This is a genomic window from Falsihalocynthiibacter arcticus (assembly GCF_000812665.2).
GTDB lineage: Bacteria > Pseudomonadota > Alphaproteobacteria > Rhodobacterales > Rhodobacteraceae > Falsihalocynthiibacter > Falsihalocynthiibacter arcticus.
Map to the genome: position 1 here is coordinate 721,923 of NZ_CP014327.1, position 18,740 is coordinate 740,662.

The 18,740-nt window shown below is 54.1% G+C and carries 17 protein-coding genes and 2 pseudogenes; 5 read left to right on the top strand and 14 right to left on the bottom strand.

Going from position 1 to position 18,740, the window contains the following annotated elements; all coding sequences use genetic code 11:
• Positions 1-78 precede the first annotated feature (78 nt).
• Positions 79-1,722: a serine hydrolase gene (locus RC74_RS03560; RefSeq protein ID WP_082802180.1), complete on the top strand. Its 1,644-nt coding sequence runs from the start codon at positions 79-81 to the stop codon at positions 1,720-1,722.
• Between the two features lie 86 nt (positions 1,723-1,808).
• Positions 1,809-2,951, top strand: a complete 1,143-nt coding sequence (locus RC74_RS03565; protein ID WP_062628129.1) for a serine hydrolase domain-containing protein — start codon at positions 1,809-1,811, stop codon at positions 2,949-2,951.
• A 154-nt stretch (positions 2,952-3,105) separates the two neighbouring features.
• On the opposite strand, the gene RC74_RS03570 is transcribed toward RC74_RS03565, so the two are convergent.
• The 7 genes and pseudogenes from RC74_RS03570 to RC74_RS03595 all read right to left on the bottom strand — a co-directional run bounded on the left by RC74_RS03570 (position 3,106) and on the right by RC74_RS03595 (position 10,264).
• Positions 3,106-3,822, bottom strand: coding sequence for a carbonic anhydrase (locus tag RC74_RS03570; RefSeq protein ID WP_039003031.1), 717 nt, complete (start codon positions 3,820-3,822; stop codon positions 3,106-3,108).
• 61 nt (positions 3,823-3,883) lie between these two features.
• Positions 3,884-5,101 carry a serine hydrolase domain-containing protein gene (locus RC74_RS03575; protein ID WP_052274922.1) on the bottom strand — a complete coding sequence of 406 codons (1,218 nt, stop codon included), beginning with the start codon at positions 5,099-5,101 and terminating at the stop codon, positions 3,884-3,886.
• Positions 5,102-5,237: 136 nt separating this feature from the next.
• Entirely contained in the window at positions 5,238-6,170 is a 933-nt protein-coding gene (locus tag RC74_RS03580) for an AraC family transcriptional regulator (RefSeq protein ID WP_169798711.1), read from the bottom strand.
• A 255-nt stretch (positions 6,171-6,425) separates the two neighbouring features.
• A pseudogene (locus RC74_RS21575) lies at positions 6,426-6,518 on the bottom strand (integrase core domain-containing protein); the annotation flags it as partial.
• 378 nt (positions 6,519-6,896) lie between these two features.
• Entirely contained in the window at positions 6,897-7,649 is a 753-nt protein-coding gene (gene istB / locus RC74_RS03585) for an IS21-like element helper ATPase IstB (protein WP_062628126.1), read from the bottom strand.
• Positions 7,646-9,142, bottom strand: a complete 1,497-nt coding sequence (gene istA / locus RC74_RS03590; RefSeq protein ID WP_062628125.1) for an IS21 family transposase — start codon at positions 9,140-9,142, stop codon at positions 7,646-7,648. The genes istB and istA overlap by 4 nt, the downstream gene beginning before the upstream one ends.
• Before the next feature lie 189 nt (positions 9,143-9,331).
• Positions 9,332-10,264: an IS630 family transposase gene (locus RC74_RS03595; protein WP_236940022.1), complete on the bottom strand. Its 933-nt coding sequence runs from the start codon at positions 10,262-10,264 to the stop codon at positions 9,332-9,334.
• Positions 10,265-10,443: 179 nt separating this feature from the next.
• Between RC74_RS03595 and RC74_RS03600 the strand changes: the two genes are divergently transcribed.
• The 3 genes and pseudogenes from RC74_RS03600 to RC74_RS03610 all read left to right on the top strand — a co-directional run bounded on the left by RC74_RS03600 (position 10,444) and on the right by RC74_RS03610 (position 13,269).
• Positions 10,444-10,977 (top strand): transporter, encoded by a 534-nt coding sequence (locus RC74_RS03600; RefSeq protein ID WP_052274762.1) that lies wholly within the window; start codon positions 10,444-10,446, stop codon positions 10,975-10,977.
• Between the two features lie 202 nt (positions 10,978-11,179).
• A complete protein-coding gene (locus RC74_RS03605) occupies positions 11,180-11,392 on the top strand; it encodes a hypothetical protein (RefSeq protein WP_039001655.1) in 213 nt (70 codons plus the stop codon).
• 102 nt (positions 11,393-11,494) lie between these two features.
• Positions 11,495-13,269: pseudogene (locus RC74_RS03610) on the top strand (SLC13 family permease).
• 23 nt (positions 13,270-13,292) lie between these two features.
• On the opposite strand, the gene RC74_RS03615 reads toward RC74_RS03610, so the two are convergent.
• The 7 genes from RC74_RS03615 to RC74_RS03645 are packed head-to-tail and all read right to left on the bottom strand — an operon-like array spanning position 13,293 to position 18,737.
• A complete protein-coding gene (locus RC74_RS03615) occupies positions 13,293-14,045 on the bottom strand; it encodes an ABC transporter permease (RefSeq protein WP_039001653.1) in 753 nt (250 codons plus the stop codon).
• On the bottom strand, positions 14,042-14,767 hold the full coding sequence (locus RC74_RS03620) for an ABC transporter ATP-binding protein (protein WP_039001652.1): 726 nt from the start codon (positions 14,765-14,767) through the stop codon (positions 14,042-14,044). Before RC74_RS03620 ends, RC74_RS03615 begins: the two co-directional genes overlap by 4 nt.
• Complete coding sequence (locus RC74_RS03625) at positions 14,764-15,447, bottom strand: TenA family protein (protein WP_039001651.1); 684 nt, start codon at positions 15,445-15,447, stop codon at positions 14,764-14,766. Before RC74_RS03625 ends, RC74_RS03620 begins: the two co-directional genes overlap by 4 nt.
• Positions 15,444-16,382, bottom strand: a complete 939-nt coding sequence (locus tag RC74_RS03630) for an ABC transporter substrate-binding protein (protein ID WP_039001650.1) — start codon at positions 16,380-16,382, stop codon at positions 15,444-15,446. Before RC74_RS03630 ends, RC74_RS03625 begins: the two co-directional genes overlap by 4 nt.
• The gene (locus RC74_RS03635) at positions 16,379-17,374 is read right to left on the bottom strand and encodes a HesA/MoeB/ThiF family protein (protein WP_179946756.1); all 996 of its coding nucleotides are present in this window, start codon (positions 17,372-17,374) and stop codon (positions 16,379-16,381) included. Before RC74_RS03635 ends, RC74_RS03630 begins: the two co-directional genes overlap by 4 nt.
• Positions 17,371-17,967 (bottom strand): thiamine phosphate synthase, encoded by a 597-nt coding sequence (locus RC74_RS03640; RefSeq protein ID WP_039001648.1) that lies wholly within the window; start codon positions 17,965-17,967, stop codon positions 17,371-17,373. The genes RC74_RS03635 and RC74_RS03640 overlap by 4 nt, the downstream gene beginning before the upstream one ends.
• Positions 17,964-18,737 (bottom strand): thiazole synthase, encoded by a 774-nt coding sequence (locus RC74_RS03645; RefSeq protein ID WP_039001647.1) that lies wholly within the window; start codon positions 18,735-18,737, stop codon positions 17,964-17,966. Before RC74_RS03645 ends, RC74_RS03640 begins: the two co-directional genes overlap by 4 nt.
• Between the last annotated feature and the right edge of the window lie 3 nt (positions 18,738-18,740).

Consider the following 18,740-nt stretch of genomic DNA (forward strand, 5'->3'; position numbering starts at 1 on the left):
CTATTATAACGAGCCATTTGCGAAATCTCTGATCGGATACTGATCGGGCGTAAAACCAATCCGAAAGGCGATAATCTGATGCGTGTAAAATGCCAAAGCCTCTCCTTAAAGCAATTTCCTAGCCAATTTTCGTGGGTATCCACCAAAGAACTGCTGCCAGTGCAAAGGTTGGCGCGGGGCACCACTCTGGCTATATTCTCAATTCTTGGTACAATTCAATTTGCCGCCTTGTCTGTGGCGCAGGAACCGGCGCCCCCCATCCCAACCGAACAAATCACGGATGCGATCGACCAGCTCGACGATCTTGCCCAGATTGCAATGGCTGGAACAAATGTGCCCGGTCTTGCGCTCGCCGTAGTCCATCAGGGCAAGGTTGTTTATGCAAAAGGATATGGTGTCCGCGAATTGGGAAAGACAGGAATTATTGATACCGATACCGTTTTCCAAATCGCTTCGCTCTCAAAATCGATTGCGGCCAGTGTTGTCGCCCAGCAGGTTGGGGAAGGTGTCGTAAATTGGGACGATCCTGTTCAAAAATATTTACCGTGGTTTCAACTTCAAGACCCGTGGGTCGGCGAACATGTCAGTATCGGAGATTTCTTTGCTCATCGGTCCGGCCTACCCGATCATGCCGGAGACGATCTGGATGATCTTGGATTTGACCGACAGTCTATATTGGAACGACTGCGATACATTCCGCTCGCCTCATTTCGTGACACCTATGCCTATACGAATTTCGGCCTAACCGCAGGAGCAGAAGCCGTGGCCGCCGCGTCGGGCCAAGACTGGGCAAGCCTATCTGAAAACACGATTTACGCGCCGCTTGGCATGGTATCGACAAGTTCGCGGTTTGACGATTTTATCGCCCAAGACAATCAGGCGGTCGGGCATACACTTGTCGATGGTGAGTTCAGGCCAATCCTGCAACGTATGCCCGACTCACAATCTCCCGCTGGTGGCGTCAGCACAACCATTAACGATTTTTCGCGCTGGATGATTATGATGTTGTCGGAAGGCCGTTTTGAAGGCGAGGTTATTATCGATGAAGCTGCATTGGTCCCCGCACTCACACCGCAAGTTATTTCCCGGCGTCCCGCCACAATAGGCAGCATCCCGGGTTTCTATGGCTATGGGACTGGCGTTGCGATCACGCCATCCGGTCGCACCATGCTTAGCCATTCGGGTGCCTTTATTCTGGGGTCTGGTACAAACTACATGATGTTGCCGTCAGAGAATCTTGGCATCGCCGTTTTTACCAATGGCGCACCGGTCGGCGCTGCGGAAGCCTTAAGCGCGCAGTTTATGGACTTGGTCCAATATCGGGAAGTTCAGCGCGATTGGCTCGCTGGGTACCAAGGTCTTTTCAAAGAGATGACAGCACCAATTGGCGATTTCCATGGGATAGAGCCACCTTCAAACCCCGCGCCGCCTGTTGCGTTGGAAAGGCTGGAAGGGGTATATGACAGCAGTTATTTTGGTCCTGCACAGATGGATCTGCGTGATGGTGCACTGGTGTTGACCCTCGGCCCAGACGGGCAGAAATTCCAGTTGCAGCACTGGGATGGCGACGTCTTTTACTTTTCCGCCTTTAACGAAAACATGCCATCGGGCTCAGTTTCATCACTGACATTCGGCATATCGGATGAGGGCACCGCGATGTCGTTCACCGTGGAGTTTCTAAATGAGTTCGGGCTTGGGGTCTTTAAACGACAAGCCCAATGAAGCAAAATCCTGATCGCTAAAATGGTGAGGTTAATATAGCGGCCTTAAAATTGATTACTAGTCGGGGTCAGAACTGCGAGTTTTCCATGCAAATGAATTTAACGGCACTATCAGTTTCACTTCTATTTCTTACAGGCGCCGCGAGCGCTCAGGACAAAATCCCAGCAGCAGAGCTTGAGGCCATCCAAGCTATCGCGCAAGATCAGTTTGACCGGCACAGTTTGAACTCAATGATCTATCAGGTTCGCATTGATGGTGACGCAGTCCTGACCCAAGCGCTGGGGCAAGCGATGACGGGTGTTCCTGCGACAACCGATGGCCATTTTCGCAATGGTGCAGTCGGTTTGGCCTATGTCGCGTCCTTGGCTTTACGCCTTGCTGAGGAGGGAGTGATTGATCTTGATGAACCGATTGCGCGTTGGCTTCCCAACCTTGCAGGCAGTGAGCATGCCACTGTGCGTATGCTGGCCAATATGACCGCAGGGTATCCCGATCACGTCGCCAACGAAGATGGGTTTGTTGATCCTTTCCTTGCCGATCCTTTTGCAAACTGGAGCCCGCAAGACCTCATTGAGGTCAGCCTGTCGACACCGCGTATGTTTGTGCCGGGCTCCAATTGGGATTATTCCCATAGCGGTTATGTCATTCTTGGGCAGGTATTAGAGGCGGCGACGGACCAGCCGCTGGCAGACTTGATTGCACACTATATTCTCGAGCCACTGGACCTCACGGCAACGGTCAGCTTTGATACAGCCCAAATTCCCGCCCCCGTTATTCACGGGTTTACCGCCGAACGCGGGGTCTGGGAGGATTCTACATTCTGGAACCCGTCATGGACACTGCCAAGCGGCGCAATTCAGGTTTCGACGATTTCAAATGTCGCGCGCAGCTTTGACGCTATTGTCGGTCACGATGGTTTTCTAAAGCCAGAATCGCGCGAACAGATGATCACGCCATATTTGATCGGTTTTGGCGCACCTCTCGCGGGCTGCCCTAATTGTCATGCGTTGACTGCGGACTTTAGCTACGGTTTGGGGGTAATGCTGCAGGGAGATTGGGTATTCCAGACGCCGTTATTCGGGGGTATGCATCCTCTGTCGGCACCCTGCCCGACGAACGCTCCGATGTGGGGCGGATCACGATTGCAATTGCCACGACCTATAGCCAGAAGTCGGTCGATGATTGGTCTGCCGCGCTACCCAATTGGGCGGATGAAACCGCCAGACTAATCGCAGCCGAAATCCATCCACAGAATCCGCCGCCAATGCGCTGACGTATGGTGAGCCGCAATTTTGCGATACCATTCCGCATCAACGCAGCCGGAAAAATAGGCGGAACAATGGCAAAAACATACGTTTGTGCATTAGGATGAGAGTGGCGAGACTATGAGAGAAACGTCACCTCTCCCGTGCTGATTTCATAAATCGCCGCAGCGGATTTTAGCTTTCCTGAACTGTGAAGCTCGGAAAGGATTGGGGCTTCAGTCTGCGCGCGTTCAGCGTTGTTAATGGCGTTGCGCTCTGTGGCAGCAACGAGCAGATCATCGGGATTTTTTGCCATAACATCGTAAACTGCGGGACGGATTGCATTCACAAGACTAGGCAAGTGGCCTGGCGGGAGTTCATTGTCTTGAATTGAAGCAATAGTCGCCACGACAGCCCCGCAAGAACTATGCCCAAGCACGACAATCAGTTTGAGGCCTAACACTGCCGCACCAAACTCAAGGCTGGCAAGACCGTCTTCGTTGATGAAGTTTCCAGCAACACGCACCACAAATAGCGCGCCTGGCCCCTGATCGAACACCAATTCCGGTGCAACCCGAGAATCCGAACAACACACAACTGCGGCGAACGGTTGCTGCCCAGCTGCTCTTGCAACACGCCCGACGGAATGGTCGGTATTGATAGGTGCATTCGCGACATAGCGCGCATTGCCATCAATCAGGCGCTGTAGGGCTTCTTCGGGGGAAACCGGCATTGCTTCATCTGTAGCCGTCTGGGCTGCGGCGGGCGAAATGGTCGCGCCAGCGCCAGCAAGAGCCAGCCCTCCCACAATCAAATTGCGTCGGTTTACTGTTTTATCCGGACAGTCTTGGCACATGGCCATCTCCTTCTTGTTGGTTTCAGGCGCGCAAAGGCGCAATTGGGTAATGCCTTGATGGCTATGGAGTGACATATTCCACATAAAGTTTTTGCATCACGACTCCCACTGCTGCACTGGCGGCGGGACCGGAAAAGTTGGTCAGGACCACAACCCCCAAGTCCAGTTCTGGGTCGATGACGATCTGGGCAAAGTTCATGGAGTTTGAACCATTGTGGGTTAGCAACGGTTTGCCCGCCCAATCAAACGCAACTACGCTCCATCCATATCCGTACCCACCCGTGACTGGCGTCCCAGATGGCGGGTTATCACGCACTGGCGTCTGAACACGGGTGGCGTGGATATCAGCCAGCGTTTCGGGCGTAACCAAAGATGGGCCACGTGTCGATTGGCCGGCATTCCACGCGGCCCATTTGGCAAAATCCCTTACGGACATACTCGCACTGCCCGCAGGGAACAGGACGGGCGGCACATCGGCCGCGGGCCCCCAGAGCATTGGCATGACGCTTCCATCTGCCTTGATCCGGTGACCGACTGGCGCATCAATAAGCCCATAAGTTGCTTGCGGCCCGATCCGCGCGGTTTCCATTCCCATTGGGATAAAAATGCGTTCGATTAAGAGCTGTTCCCACGGTCGGCCTGTGACCTTCTCGATCATTGATCCGGCGATCATATAGCCAAAGTTAGAATACTGAAAGGGTGAGCCATCAGGCAAGACCACGTCATTCTGTTTCCATGCCTCCAACGCCACCAACCGCAAGTCTGCCGAATTGTAATCAAAGATATTTTCGTTGAAATAAAGGTCGAGCATTTCGTCATTGTCACTGGGAATCCCGCTTGAGTGTGAAAGAATCTCTCCGAGGGTAACGGCGGCAAGGCTTGTGTTCATCTCCGGAATGTCGCCGCCTAGAACCTCTCCGACGGAAGAATCCCAAGTCAGGCTTCCGTCGTCTACCAGCATACCAGCCAAAACGGCCGTCATTGATTTCACGTTAGAACCAAGATGAAAACGGTCATCAATGGTGACTGGAATTTGCGCGTTGTAGATCCGTGTGCCGACGGCTGCCGCAGCGGTGACATTGCCATTTTGGACGACCGCAGCCGCCAGCGCTGGCAGGTTATATTCGGTTCTAACCGTTTCGAGGTAATCGGAAATGTCGGCAGTTTGCCCCCAAGCATTTGGCGATAAGGCAATAACCCCAAATCCGGCAATTACAATCCCATGCAACCTATTGCGGGCGAAGCCGAGGTCCATCAGTTTGATTGTTCTTATGCGCATCTGGTTGCCGCCTCACGGTATGCATTTCGCATGTCTACCCGACTGAATCCCGTCCACGACGTACGTCCTCACTATGATCAGGAGGTTTTGCCCACGCTATCCGTTTTCCGCAAAAATTTTGAGAATTTCCCAAGGATTAGCGGGCTAATGTTATCGATGGAACTTCGCCGAACAAGCGATTGTAGTCACCAGAAAAGCGCCCCAAATGGCCAAAATTGAACTGCATCGCCACTTCTGTAACGGAAGTGGACCGCGTATCAGCTTCCAACAATGCGGCATGCGCCCTATTCAAGCGCCAAAGACGCAGATATGTCACCGGCGACATGCCTACATAATCTCGAAACGCATATTGCAACGTGCGCGCAGAAACACCGACGGCGGCACAAAGGTCTACGATGCCCGGCTGCGCTTCGACGTCGTTCCATTCTTCAATGAACGTTTTGGCCTTGCGGCAAATTTGAAATGAACGCCAGCGTGCGGGAGGCGTAAAATCGTCAGTCGTTGAAGTGCTGATCAATTGCAAAAGTGCATCGAAAACGTTGCGCTCGATGGTTTGTACGTCCAGCGGCGACCCAAGTGTAGCGGTTTTGTTCGCTGCGGCCAACCACGCGGTCACCATGCCGCCAAAAGATGCCTGCGGAATCGTATCAAATGCGGTCACGTGCAATGGAGCCTCCGCCCAATCCCGCGGATTCAGGATGCGTGCACCACTAATGAGGGATTCTTGATCCAGACTGACGTAAACTGTCTCTGCGCCTGCCGGAACAAAAATATCAAACGCTGTGTTCTCCGGCATCAGAAAAACGTTGCCCGCGCTGGAACCGCTATGGTCGGAAAATCGAAAACCGGGGGCGGGTGTGCAAAACGACAAGGTACATAAATTGGTGGGTGTAACCCCTATCTTTTGCACTGCAGCATACTGGGTTTCACGCACGATCTGACAAGAGCCAAAATCCAGACTTTGAATATTTGCCACTAGACGGCCCCGACTAAGCTGAAAACACTCCATGCCGATCCAAGGCTGCATCATGGCTTGAACCTCTGCATCCTCAATGGTTGCGGTACGCAACTGAGCATCGGAAACTGTTGGAAATGTTATTGGCCCGGATGAATTTTGATGGCGCTGAAGTGTAATAATCAATCTCCGCAGCAATTGATTTAGCATGGCGCATAAGAAGCCACTTCGTCCCCTGAAAAAGTATTAAACTCTCCGCCTCAAAGCAAGAAATATTGTTTATACGGAGGTGTCCGATTGCTCCGCTCCCTGACGCTGGGCCACCTAGGTCTAGTTATTTCCGGCTTTGATCAGTTTGACGGGCTAATTTTAAGGGCATGATCGGGGCTTATTCCCAATCGCGCTGTGAGGTCGTTCCTCATTGTAATACCTACGCCAAGTCTCCAACTTCTCTACAGCATCCGCAATTTTCAATCTGTCAGCAGTATGGTTCGATTACCTAGAAGATTGAGGATTGTGTGATCTCAAATTACAGTTACCCGACAATTAGTGTGTTGCAGACATCAGATTTCACGCAAAGGTAATTTGCTATAGATTTTGCTGCACAATTTTCTGCACGCGAAATATATAAACAAATGATATATCTACTTGGAGTCTTTGAACACCCGACTTTTGCATTGTCAATCGCAGAGTAAAAAGGGACCAGATCGCGGCGTAAAATTGGTCCACTGAGTTCTCGGATATTCTGCGCTTTGGTGCGCGTGCCCCCAAATAGCTAACGCGTGCCAAAGCGCATGTTGGCCCATGGGCCAACATTGTTCTGATCTTGATGTGTTTTGACTACTGGCGGTTCTTACGACTGTGTTTGAGCCTATAGCTTTCGCCGTTCATCTCAAGGATGTGGACGTGATGTGTCAAACGATCCAGCAAGGCTCCCGTGAGCCGCTCTGAGCCAAAGACTTCGGTCCATTCATCAAAGGGCAGGTTTGAGGTTATGATGATGGAACCACGTTCGTAGCACTGCGAGATCACCTCAAAGAGCAATTCTGCGCCGGATTTACTCAGAGGAACGAAGCCTAATTCATCAATGATCAACAGATTCTGGCTCGTCAGTTGCTTTTGCATGCGCTGCAATCGGAGCTCATCTTGGGCTTCTATCAGATCATGAACCAAGGCTGCCGCCGTCGTGAACCGTACTTTCAACCCTCTTTGGCACGCGGCTAATCCAAGTCCTAAAGCTATGTGGGTCTTGCCCGTTCCCGATGGGCCGAGGGCAATAATGTTTTCTCTGCGATCCACGTAGTCACATCGAGCCAAGTCCATCGTCAGTGGCTTGTTCAAGCTGGGCATGATCTTGAAGTCAAAACTATCCAGGCTTTTGGTGCTGGGGAACTTCGCCGCTTTGATCCGCCTTTCGATCATCCGCCGTTCGCGGTCAATTAACTCCATCTCGCACAGACGCGCCAGATATTGGATGTGGTCCTTATTCTCAGCAGCACAGATTTGGGCTTGTTTTGCGTACTCTCCTTGGAACGTTGGCAAGCGCAACTTCTTGAGGTGGTGGTGCAGAAGGATTTGGGGAGCATCTGTCATGCCGTGGCTCCCAGCAGGCTCATGTAACTGGATGGGCGTGTCGTGCCGACATTGGCCTTAGGCAAATACGGGTAGAAGTCCAAATCCAATCGCGGTGGCCGCTTCTCAATACGGCATAGCACAAGGTGTTTTACGGCATCATAGCCAATAGCGCCCAGATCAATGGCATGCTGGATTGCGCCTTGCACAACGTCCATCTCGAATGTTTCCAAAAGGCGCAGAACTTGAACGTATTCTCGCTTGCCCGGTTTGCCCATTCTGGCTTCGAGCAGTCGGTGCAGGGTGGCGAAGGCATCCGGTAGATTCCAGCCCTGCAAAGGGGCTGCCTGATCCAAAGCCCCCACCTTCTGCTCAATCAAGGGCAGGAAGTGGAGCGGGTCAAAGATCATATCCGCGGATAGGTAGGATCGTTTGTGCCGTGCAACGATCTCGTTACCGCAGCCGATGATAACCTCATGTACAAACCCACGCACATGAACATCGTGGTGTGCATAAGCCACCGGCACCGAGTAGTCATTGCTGCGATAGCGCACCATCGAGATCGAAGTGGCCCGTGTGTTGACATGGTCGCAGGCTTCATATTCCGCCACGGGCAACCCCATCAGCGCATCAAAATCGGATACCAAACGTTGACCTATGGTTTGGGTGTGGCCGCGCAAAGTATCGTCCTGACGTGCTAAACACTTCGCTTCCAGATGGGCGTTCAAATCATCAAAGCTGTCACAACGCGGCGCAGGGACCATGAAGTTGCGACGCGTATATCCAACCATGCCCTCAACGTTGCCTTTATCGTTTCCTCGCGCTGGTCGCCCGAACTTGTCATCGAACAGGTAATGGGATTGCAGCTCAGTGAACCGACGTGTGCGAATACGCGTTCTGTCCCCGAGTATCCGCGCAACGGCGATCTTGGTGTTGTCGTAGAGAATGGACTGCGGAATACCATCAAAGAACGCAAAGGCGGACACATGGCCGTCGCAGAATGCTTCCGTCGTCTCGGCAGGGTATCCCTTAACGAACACCGCATCAGAATGCGGTAAGCTCATTACAAAAAAATGGATCTTGCATTCCACGCCACCAATCACGCCAAGTGTCTCACCAAAATCAACCTGCGCGTGGCCTGGCCGATGCGACAACGGTACAAACACCTCTTTAGTGCGTCGCTTTTGTTCGCGAACGTAATAGGTCACTGTCGTCAAGCTTCCCGCGTACCCGTGTTCATCCCTCAAACGCTCAAAAATACGCTTGGCGGTGTGGCGCTGCTTTTTGATCAGGGCCTTATCTGTACGCAGTATATTATCGATGACACCAACATAATCATCAAGCGTTGGGCGACGCGGGGCTTCTGAACGCCGATAACCAGGAGGGAGCTCATGCCGCAACATCTTGGCTATCGTTTTGCGATCCTTGTTGAAATAACGCGCCGCTTCTCGAGTAGACATCCCGTCCTTCAAACAAGCACGGCGCACACGATTATAAATATCCACAGAATACATCTCCCGCCCTCCGAATAAACGAAGGACACAAACTGGCGGATTTTTACTCCGCTACAACTGCGATACGCAGCCGCTTCTGTGGCCCATTATTGCTCCGCGTTTTACATCAGTTACTTGATCTCGAAAGTTGCGCCACTTTTTTGGGACGACCCCTCGCATAAAGTTCAAGATTGGGTTGGCGAAGTGTTTTTACGTTGGATAGTGTCGATTATGGGTGACGTGGCTGTGCATGATGGCCCAGAGCCTCTCAATGGGATTGAATTGAGGGCAATAGGGCGGCAGTTGGATCAGATGAATGCGACAGTTTTTGCGCGACAGGAACGCTCTGACATTGGGGCCTTTGTGGTATGGGGCATTGTCCCAAATGACGTGAATGATACGTTTGTCAGGGTTTCTGGCCTCAATTTTGGCGAGAAGCTGAACGGAGCTGACCCCATCGACGGTGGTTGGTTCAACGAAGGGCGCGTCAAAGGTTTCCAGGTTCAGAGCGCCGTGAATGTTCACGCGCCCAGATGTCGTTTGGATGGCGGGATTTGACCCTTTGCGAGCCCAACCATGGCTGGGTTTGCTTTGATATTCCGGATGAACTGCATCCGAGAAGTCGACGGCCTCGTCGGCAGGCAAGTTATTCAGTAGGTTCGTATGAAATGCGATGAATGCGGCCTGCTTTTCAACGTCAGCCACACGGGGCAACGCCTTTGGTTTGCGATACTCGAACCCCAGGCGGGCCAGAAGCTTGATGCAGCCAGAATGAGAATAGTGGATGTTGAATTTTGCACCCATATAGGCTCTGATCTGCGCCGTTGAACGGCAGAACCGTTCCTCAAGCCATTCGCTCAAATCCGCCTCTTGAGCAATCGTCATCCGTGACTGCCCGCCTTTCCACCCATCGTAAGCGACGACCTCCCAGTCCTCAGCCAAATATTGCTTGTGCCAGCTGCGCATCGTGTCGTCGTCCAGAAACAGAAACAGAACCTTTGCGATTTGGGCACATGACATCCCATCATTCAGCGGCAAAAGCGCATTCGCCCGCCGCGCAACCCCGTGATCCTCACGCTGGCGCTCCACGCAGGATAAAAGCTCAAGGCGGTCTGCAGTGGTAAGAAAATTAGGGCGGATCATAAAGACACCTGAATCTCATTCGCTCAGTCCGTCAATGCAAAAGTCGGGTGTTCAAAAACCCCGAGTATATCCAAAATAAGTCATAGACCTTCAGCCCTCTCTCTTGCGCTACGTATTGCAGAGACGGCGGCTTTGCGCCGCTTGCAAGTGCCGCCGTCCCTGCAATACGTAGCTGGTCAGTGCCAATCCGAGGTTATCGTTACGGCGGCGGGGCCTCTGGTTCAAAACAACTTGGGCGCGGCAACGTGGCGACCGCTGGCCTTAATTCCACCGTGCCGCTGCTCATGGCTCAACCGACCTACGCGCCGGAAACAAAGCTCTGGGGAGGGCAATTTGCCCTAGGCTTGGGGTTCGGTTGGGGTAACACCACCACCGACACCGACCTTGCGATCACCGGAATCACAACCGAGTTGAACCGCGGCGATTCCGTGACAGGTTTCACCTATCTTTACCCCATCGTCAGCCTTGCTTGGAGCGAGGGTAACAACAACCGGATGACTTATGTCACTGGCGATATTCCCACAGGCGATTACGATTCAAGGCGTCTTGCGAATATCGGCATTGGCCATGTCGCGGTCGATATGGGTGGGGGGGGGTATACCTATTTTGACGCAGCAAAGGGCATCGAGTTTTCCTCCGTCGTGGGCGTCACGTACAACCTTGAAAACAGTGGCACGGGGTATCGGAACAGGATCGACGCACACCTAGACTAGTCCGCATCACGGTTCCTGAATGAAAACTGGCAAATCGGCCCTGTGGGGTATGTCTATGGCCCGCAAATCGGCTACCCGTTTTGGTAGATATTTTCATGGATGCAATACGAAAGAGGAATACACACGAGACGAAATACGAAATTTCACACATTAGGCTATGCGCTGACCTAGGAGAAGTAACACAACGTCGGTTACGGTGAGTATGACAGGGCGTCATCCTGTTCGATCCGACACATTTTCCGTGCTGCCCTCCGAGGACCAAGGCGTCAGGGTACCATGGGAATACACAATCGCGGAATTGCTCTCGGATTCAGATTACGCCACCGCACTTTACGGCAAATGGCAAATTAATGTCTATGAAATGGCGCAACTACAAGACGATCCAGCGTACATCGTGCCACAACTGCCGTTGTAGTTTGATCTGGCCCGCGCTTCTTTGAGGAATGGTAGCGCTTTGCATTGTGGCAATTGATGGTAAGACTATCATCAAGCGCTCAACAGAGAGAAGTATTACCTAATGCCATCTGACCAGACCCTGATTATTGCGATTTTCGCTGTCCTTTTTGTGCTGCTTGTCTGGGGGCGTATCCGCTATGACCTCGTCGCATTCGGAGCCCTCGTGCTCGCCGCCATTTTAGGGCTGGTGCCGACCGAGGATGTCTTTTCCGGCTTCGGGCATTCGGCTGTCGCCATCATTGCCTTAGTCCTAATTGTGTCACGCGGCCTTGTTGGGTCGGGAGCCATCGAAAAGCTTGCAGAACGCGTTTTGGACTCCGAACGCCCCCTACCGCTGCATATCGCAGTTATGGCAGTCGTCGGCGCTGGTTTGTCGGCGGTTATTAACAATGTGGCCGCGCTGGCGCTGTTGATGCCGCTCGACATCGACGCCGCCGCCAAGGCAAAACGTACGGTCAGTAAGTCGCTGATGCCCCTATCTTTTGCGACTATTCTTGGTGGAATGATAACCCTAATTGGGACGCCGCCAAATATTGTCATCGCCGCTTACCGCGAGGACGTGCTTGGCGCGCCGTTTGGGATGTTTGATTTTGCCCCTGTCGGCCTGACTGTCGCCATCGCGGGATTGCCTTTGTGTCCCTCATCGGGTGGCGGTTGCTGCCCAAACGCGAAGGGGCTTTTGAACAAGAAGGCGAGTTCGCCAAGGGCCGCTACATCGCCGAACTGCGCGTCGGCGACAAATCCATGGAGACCACGTCTACCGTCGGCGACCTGTACCCGCTCGCGGAAGAACACGATTTGCATATTCTGGGGTTGGTGCGGCGCGGGAAACGCTTGCCCGGGTTTGCAGCCTCGCAGGAAATACGGGCTGGCGACTTTATTGTCGTTGAGGGGGAAACGAAATCTATTGAAACCTTTCTGGGGAAAAGCGACCTAGAGTTTTCAGGCTCCGAAAAGCATTCAGGTGGCGTCGCATCGGGCGGCTTGGCCCTCACTGAAGCCATCGTCCCGGAAGGTGCGCGGATTGCGGGACGCACTGCGCGGGGATTGAAGCTCCTGTACTCCCAATCTGTCACCCTCTTAGGAGTCTCGCGTAATGGGCGCCGTTTTACAGACAGGGTGCGCCTGTTGACGATCAGACCGGGGGACGTTCTTTTACTTCTCGGCGCACCCGAGCGAAACGCGGCGGCGGCGGCCTTTCTGGGGGTTCTTCCCCTTGAAGGGCGCAAGACCCAAGTCGTTCAACGCTCTAAAGCAGGCCTCTCAATTGGGATATTTTTAGCGGCAATTGGCACCGCCGTTTTGGGTTGGGTTGCGATTCCGGTTGCCCTTGCGGCCGCCGTCATTGCCTTGGTCGCGATTGGACTCGTGTCGGGCAGCGATGTTTATGATTCCATCGAATGGAAAGTTATTGTTCTTCTGGCCAGCCTTATCCCGCTTGCAGAAGCGTTTGAAAATTCTGGCGGCGCAGAACTTATCGCTTCACAAATTCTTTCTATAACGGACGGATTCCCCGCTTGGGTCTCGCTTCTTGCACTGATGATTGTGACCATGACCCTGTCAGATTTCCTGAACAATGTCGCAACAACACTGATCGCCGCCCCGATTGCGATGGGGATGGCTGCGGCAACCAGCACCAATCCAGATGCATGGCTTATGACCGTCGCGGTGGCCGCCTCCTGCGCTTTCCTCACCCCGATTGGGCACAAAAACAACACCATCATCCTTGGACCTGGCGGATATCGGTTTGGCGATTACTGGCGTATGGGCCTCCTGCTTGAGGTGCTGGTTGTGGCAGTTGCCATGCCCACGATCCTGATCGTTTGGCCTCTATAAAGCGTTCCGGTTTTCGAGTGCCGTCACGTGTGGTGTGTCGTCCCCTCGGCATACCTTGTTAGGCGTGCAGCCAGATTGCCCACGGTAATGTGGAGGAGAACCGTCAAACAGGCCAGTACAATGAGGCTTGCGAACATCAAGTCGATTTTGGCGCGCCCATTGGCCAGCAACATTAAATAGCCAAGCCCTTTGGAGGCGCCCACCCATTCGCCAATCACCGCGCCGATCGGGGCATAGACTGCGGCCAGCTTAAGTCCGGTGCCAAGATTCGGCAGCGCGTTTGGAATTTGCACGTACCGCATGAAGTGGTATTTTCCTGCCCCCATCGAAACCGACAAATCACGGTATCCCCCGTCAATGCGAGTCAGGCCATCATGAAACGCCGTGGTTACGGGGAAGTAAATAATGAGGATCGCCATGACAATTTTCGATCCCATACCATAGCCAAACCAAAGGGTCAGCAACGGCGCGAGCGCGAAAACGGGTACGGCCTGTGTGAACACCAGCAGCGGCAGGATCAGCCGCTCTGAGGTTTTTGAAAGCGTTAGCTGGATTGCTGTTAACGCGCCCAACACCGACCCAAGGACAAGACCAAGCAAGACTTCAACACTCGTGATCCACGCATTTTCCGCAAGGATAACGCGGCTTTTATAGGCGGCCTTTGCCACGCGCCAAGGGGAGGGCAAAATGTAATGTGGAGCATGTGTAAGCACCACCGCAGCTTGCCACAAAGCGAGACCAAGCAAGACCGCAAAAAGGATATCACGTCGCCTCATGCCGGCACTTCGCGCAGATAGGCCAACAGGCGGCCTTGGCAGGAGAGCGTTTGCGGGTCGTTGATTTCCCGCAATGCGGGCGTATCAGGGGTTGGCCAAACCGTTGCGCTCTGTGCCGACAGGATAATGATCTGATCGGCCAATCGGGCCGCTTCGGAGGGATCATGTGTGACAAGTAAAATGGTACGATCCGCCATAACTTCCGCGACCAACTCCTGCATATCCGCGCGGGTTCCGGCATCAAGCGACGAGAATGGTTCGTCTAAAAAGACAATAGGCTGATCTTCCATAAGCGTGCGTGCGAGGGCCGCGCGTTGGCGCATCCCGCCCGACAATGATTTCGGTTTCTGCGCGATGTGCTTTGCGAGGCCAACGCGCTCCAAAAGGGCAGTAGCACGGGTATAATCGGGAGTTTCTCCCCGCAAGCGGGCACCAATGCAGATATTTTCCAGAACGGACAACCACGGCAATAACAGGTCCGATTGCGCCATATAGCTGATACGTCCAGCAAGACTCAAACCATCCGAGGCCTCGATTGAGCCGTCAAACTGCCCCCCCGTTTCCAGCCCAAGGATCAGTCGCAATACCGTCGATTTTCCGACACCCGACCGCCCGAGTAGGCACGTCCACTGGCTTGCGGGCAAGGTGAGGTCAGCATCGAACAACAGTTTCCCATCGATACGGTGCTTCCCCGCGAGGCGTATGCTTGGCGGAGTCGTCATTGCGTGTTGAGGCCCATTTGCCAGAAACCAACCTCAAGGGTCGTGGCCATAGAAAAACGATCCTGCAAGGCATTTACGCGTGGCGACGTTGCGAGATCCCCAATTCGCCGCGCGACAGCACCATCGATCATGGAACCAACGCTGGCGCAAACCGACTGATATCCGGGGTCGGCATAGGTGTTAATCCAGTCGGCATATGGCGTGTCGGGGGCTTTACTCTCGGCCAAACGCAGGCCAATTTCGCCATATCCCATAACGCAGGGCGCCAAGGCCGCCATTAAATCAAGGAAATCCCCCTGCAGGCCCGCATCCAAAACATAGCGCGTATAGGCAAGGTTCTCGACGGCTTCGGTCGCGTTAAATAGCGTGGCTTCGTCAATCCCTTCGGTGGCGCAAACCGACACGTGAAGCGACATCTCGTGATTAACAAGAGCATCGACCGTCGCGGCGCAAACTTTCATTTCCTCAAGCGCCTCGGATTTGACCACGGCAAGGGACCACGCGCGCGAGAAATGCACGAGAAACACATAGTCCTGAATGAGGTACTGCACAAACGCTTCGCGCGGCAAAGACCCGTCCCGCAGACCTTCGACAAAGGCGTGGCGGGTATAATCCTGCCAAGCCCCCGCTGCCCCCTCGCGCCAAAGCGCGAAGGTTTTGCCATAATCCGGCGCTATCATTTCGCTGTCACATCGATGGCGATTTTTGAAACAGGGTTCTGCGAGGGGATCAGCCCCGCCTCATTCAGGAAAGCTTCAAACGCCGCATAACGGCCCACATCCATCGCCGTTGGGCGCAACGCAAAACGCGGGAATGTATCGACCCAAGCGCGGGCGTTTAGCTCATCTTGCAACTCGGCAGAGGTGCTCGCGAAAACCTCAAAGCTTTCTTCAGGATGATTGACGATATACTGCGTCGCTTTCTCGGTTGCGGCCAAGAAGCGAGCGATCATCTCTTTGTCCATCGTGTCGGGGTTAGCCACATAAATCAGCTCATCATAGGCGGGCAGGCCCTCTTCTTCGACGAAAAAGCAGTTGCCCTCGACGCCTTCGATTTCCATTTGGTTCAACTCAAAATTCCGATACGCGCCGATGACCGCATCAACTTGCCCAGACATAAGCGAGGGCGACAACGACCAGTTCACGTTGACCATTTCGACATCATCCAACGTCAATCCGTTGTGGTCCAAAATCGCGCCCATAACCGCTTTTTCAACACCGCCCACAGAGAAGCCAACCTTCTTGCCTGCGAGGTCCGCTGGCGATTTGATCGGGCCGTCCGCCAACGCAAGGAGGCAGTTCAAAGGCGTCGCAACGAGCGTGCCAACTCGTTGTAGCGGAAGTCCTTCATGAATGAGGAGATGCAGCTGCGGTTGATAGGATATCGCCAAATCCGCCTTGCCAGCAGCAACAAGTTTTGGGGGATCGGACGGGTCGGCTGGAGCAATAATGTTCACCTCCAAATCTTGATCCGCGAAATACCCCATCTCTTGGGCGACAATGATGGGGCCGTGATCGGGGTTCACAAACCAATCCAGCAACAACGTCATTTGATCTGCGGCCATAATGGGGGTGGCCGCGAGGGTAAATGCGGTGGTTAGGTAGGCTAATTTCATGTGGTCTGCCTTTCGGTATGTGGCGTGTCGCCCATTGCAATGAGGGAAATTTCTCCGGTCCAATAGGTCCGAAGGTGAGTGGCGGCTTGCCATGCGCGCAAGCCAGATCGGCAAGTGAAAACTGCGCGCTGGCCCGCGTCTGGTGTGGGATGTTGGCCTGCAAACTCTGCGACATTGAGGCGCTTTGCGGTTTGCGTGACGGGGATTGGGGCTTCCGTTGCATCGCGCAGTTCTACGACAAAATCAGTAGGGGTAAGGTCAGATGCTGCGATAAAACCAAGGTCGGCCCTTGGCTCTGGGGCGCTATCAAATCGGAAGCCACCCGTACGGAAATTTTGCATATCAAAGCTTAGGAGTTGGCCAAGAGGAGACGGAGATTGTCCAGTAAGATAGCTTATGGCCATCTGTGCTTGTGCGGCGCCGATCATGCCAACGACGGGCCCCATGACGCCTGCGGTTGCGCAGGTTGCTGCGCGGTCTGGCAGGTCGGGGAATACTGCCCGCAAGGATGGCGCGGTGCCGCAAAACCCCGCCACATATCCCGCGAAGCCAAGAACTGAGGCGCTGATCAAAGGAACCCCAGTCGCGTGGCAAAAATCGGAAAGCGTGTAGCTTGCGGCGAAACTATCCGCGCAATCCAAAACAAGGGTGCTCTGCGCGACAAGGTGCTGCGCATTTGCGGGGGTGAGCGCGGAGGTAACGCAACTAATTTCGCAATCGGCATTCAGGCGGTGAAGGGTCTCTTCGGCCACTTTTGCCTTTAATAGACCAACATCCTCTTCTCGAAAGAGCGTTTGTCTGTGAAGATTGGACAGCGAGACAACATCGCTGTCAACAAGAGTGAGGTACCCAATGCCGGCCCCCACCAAATACTGAAGCACAGGCGCACCAAGTCCGCCGACGCCTACAACCAGCACCCGCGCTGCTCGTAAGGCGGCCTGTCCAGCCTCGCCAATTTCGGGAAGGGTGGTCTGGCGCGCGTATCTGCTCATCGTGTTGCCGCCAACCAAGCGCGGACGCGGTCATCGGGACTGTCATTCAAGGTAATGTCGGTGACGGCGGCCACAACATCCGCGCCAGCCTCAAAGGCCCCCGCCGCGCGGTCGATGCGCATTCCGCCAATCGCAATCAGGGGCGTATCCCCAATCAAGTTGCGCCACGTCGTTAGTTTCTCGATGCCCTGTTCATGCCATTTCATTTTCTTGAGGATGGTCGGATAGATGGGCCCAAGGGCGATGTAATCTGGTCGCGACTCGAGGGCTCGGGCGAGTTCCGTTTTGTCGTGGGTGCTGATCCCGAGGCGGATTTTGGCCGCTTGAATGGCCACGATATCCGCGTCTTCGAGGTCCTCCTGCCCCAGATGGATATAATCACACCCCGCATCAATCGCGAGGCGCCAATGATCGTTGATGACCAGTGTGCAACCATGATCCGCACAGACGGATTTCGCCCGCCTGATATGGGCGCGAAGGTGGTCTGCACTTGCATCCTTCATTCGCAATTGCACCAGTTTGATTCCCAATGGGACGAGGCGTTCGAGCCAATCCGCGCTGTCAAAAATGGGGTAAAATCGATCTAGTTTCATTCGAGAAACGCCTTTCCGATAACGGGGGTCGAGGGCGCAGCCATATCGCGCGGCTCCATCGGGTCGGCAATCGCCGCAAGCTGACCGGCGCGTATTGCGGTGGCGAATGCTTCGGCCATGGCGGCGGGGTCGCCCGCTTTTGCAACGGCCGTGTTTAAGAGCACAGCATCAAACCCAAGCTCCATTGCGCGTGCCGCTTGGGAAGGCAGGCCAAGCCCCGCATCGATCACCAAGGGCACATCCGGAAAATGGGCTCGCATCGCCCGTAATCCAAAAATATTATTCAACCCCAAGCCCGACCCAATCGGCGCGCCCCAAGGCATCAAAACCTCGCAGCCCGCATGGAGCAACCTATCCGCGACGACCAAATCTTCGGTGGTGTAGGGGAAAACCTGAAAGCCGTCCTCGCTAAGAATACGGGCAGCTTCGACCAGCCCGAAAACATCGGGTTGCAGCGTGTCCTCCTCGCCAATCACCTCAAGTTTGATCCATTTCGTGTCGAAAACTTCGCGAGCCATATGGGCGGTCGTGACGGCCTCTTTGACGCTATGACAGCCCGCGGTGTTGGGGAGGATATGCACGCCAAGGTCGCGGATCAGGTGCCAGAAATCCTGCCCCGCCCGATCCTGCCCACTCTCGCGGCGCAGCGAAACCGTCGCGACACTCGCCCCACTCCGCTTAAACGCATCTGCCAAGATCGCAGGGGACGGATATTGCGCGGAGCCCAGCATGAAACCATTGGCAAGGGTCGTGCCATAAAAATCACGCATCCT

Coding starts and splice junctions, on each gene's coding strand:
- RC74_RS03560 (WP_082802180.1), top strand. CDS start 79: ATGCGTGTAAAATGCCAAAGCCTCTCCTTAAAGCAATTTCCTAGCCAA.
- RC74_RS03565 (WP_062628129.1), top strand. CDS start 1,809: ATGCAAATGAATTTAACGGCACTATCAGTTTCACTTCTATTTCTTACA.
- RC74_RS03570 (WP_039003031.1), bottom strand. CDS start 3,822: ATGTGCCAAGACTGTCCGGATAAAACAGTAAACCGACGCAATTTGATT.
- RC74_RS03575 (WP_052274922.1), bottom strand. CDS start 5,101: ATGCGCATAAGAACAATCAAACTGATGGACCTCGGCTTCGCCCGCAAT.
- istB (WP_062628126.1), bottom strand. CDS start 7,649: ATGACAGATGCTCCCCAAATCCTTCTGCACCACCACCTCAAGAAGTTG.
- istA (WP_062628125.1), bottom strand. CDS start 9,142: ATGTATTCTGTGGATATTTATAATCGTGTGCGCCGTGCTTGTTTGAAG.
- RC74_RS03595 (WP_236940022.1), bottom strand. CDS start 10,264: ATGATCCGCCCTAATTTTCTTACCACTGCAGACCGCCTTGAGCTTTTA.
- RC74_RS03605 (WP_039001655.1), top strand. CDS start 11,180: ATGACAGGGCGTCATCCTGTTCGATCCGACACATTTTCCGTGCTGCCC.
- RC74_RS03615 (WP_039001653.1), bottom strand. CDS start 14,045: ATGAGGCGACGTGATATCCTTTTTGCGGTCTTGCTTGGTCTCGCTTTG.
- RC74_RS03620 (WP_039001652.1), bottom strand. CDS start 14,767: ATGACGACTCCGCCAAGCATACGCCTCGCGGGGAAGCACCGTATCGAT.
- RC74_RS03625 (WP_039001651.1), bottom strand. CDS start 15,447: ATGATAGCGCCGGATTATGGCAAAACCTTCGCGCTTTGGCGCGAGGGG.
- RC74_RS03630 (WP_039001650.1), bottom strand. CDS start 16,382: ATGAAATTAGCCTACCTAACCACCGCATTTACCCTCGCGGCCACCCCC.
- RC74_RS03635 (WP_179946756.1), bottom strand. CDS start 17,374: ATGAGCAGATACGCGCGCCAGACCACCCTTCCCGAAATTGGCGAGGCT.
- RC74_RS03640 (WP_039001648.1), bottom strand. CDS start 17,967: ATGAAACTAGATCGATTTTACCCCATTTTTGACAGCGCGGATTGGCTC.
- RC74_RS03645 (WP_039001647.1), bottom strand. CDS start 18,737: ATGCGTGATTTTTATGGCACGACCCTTGCCAATGGTTTCATGCTGGGC.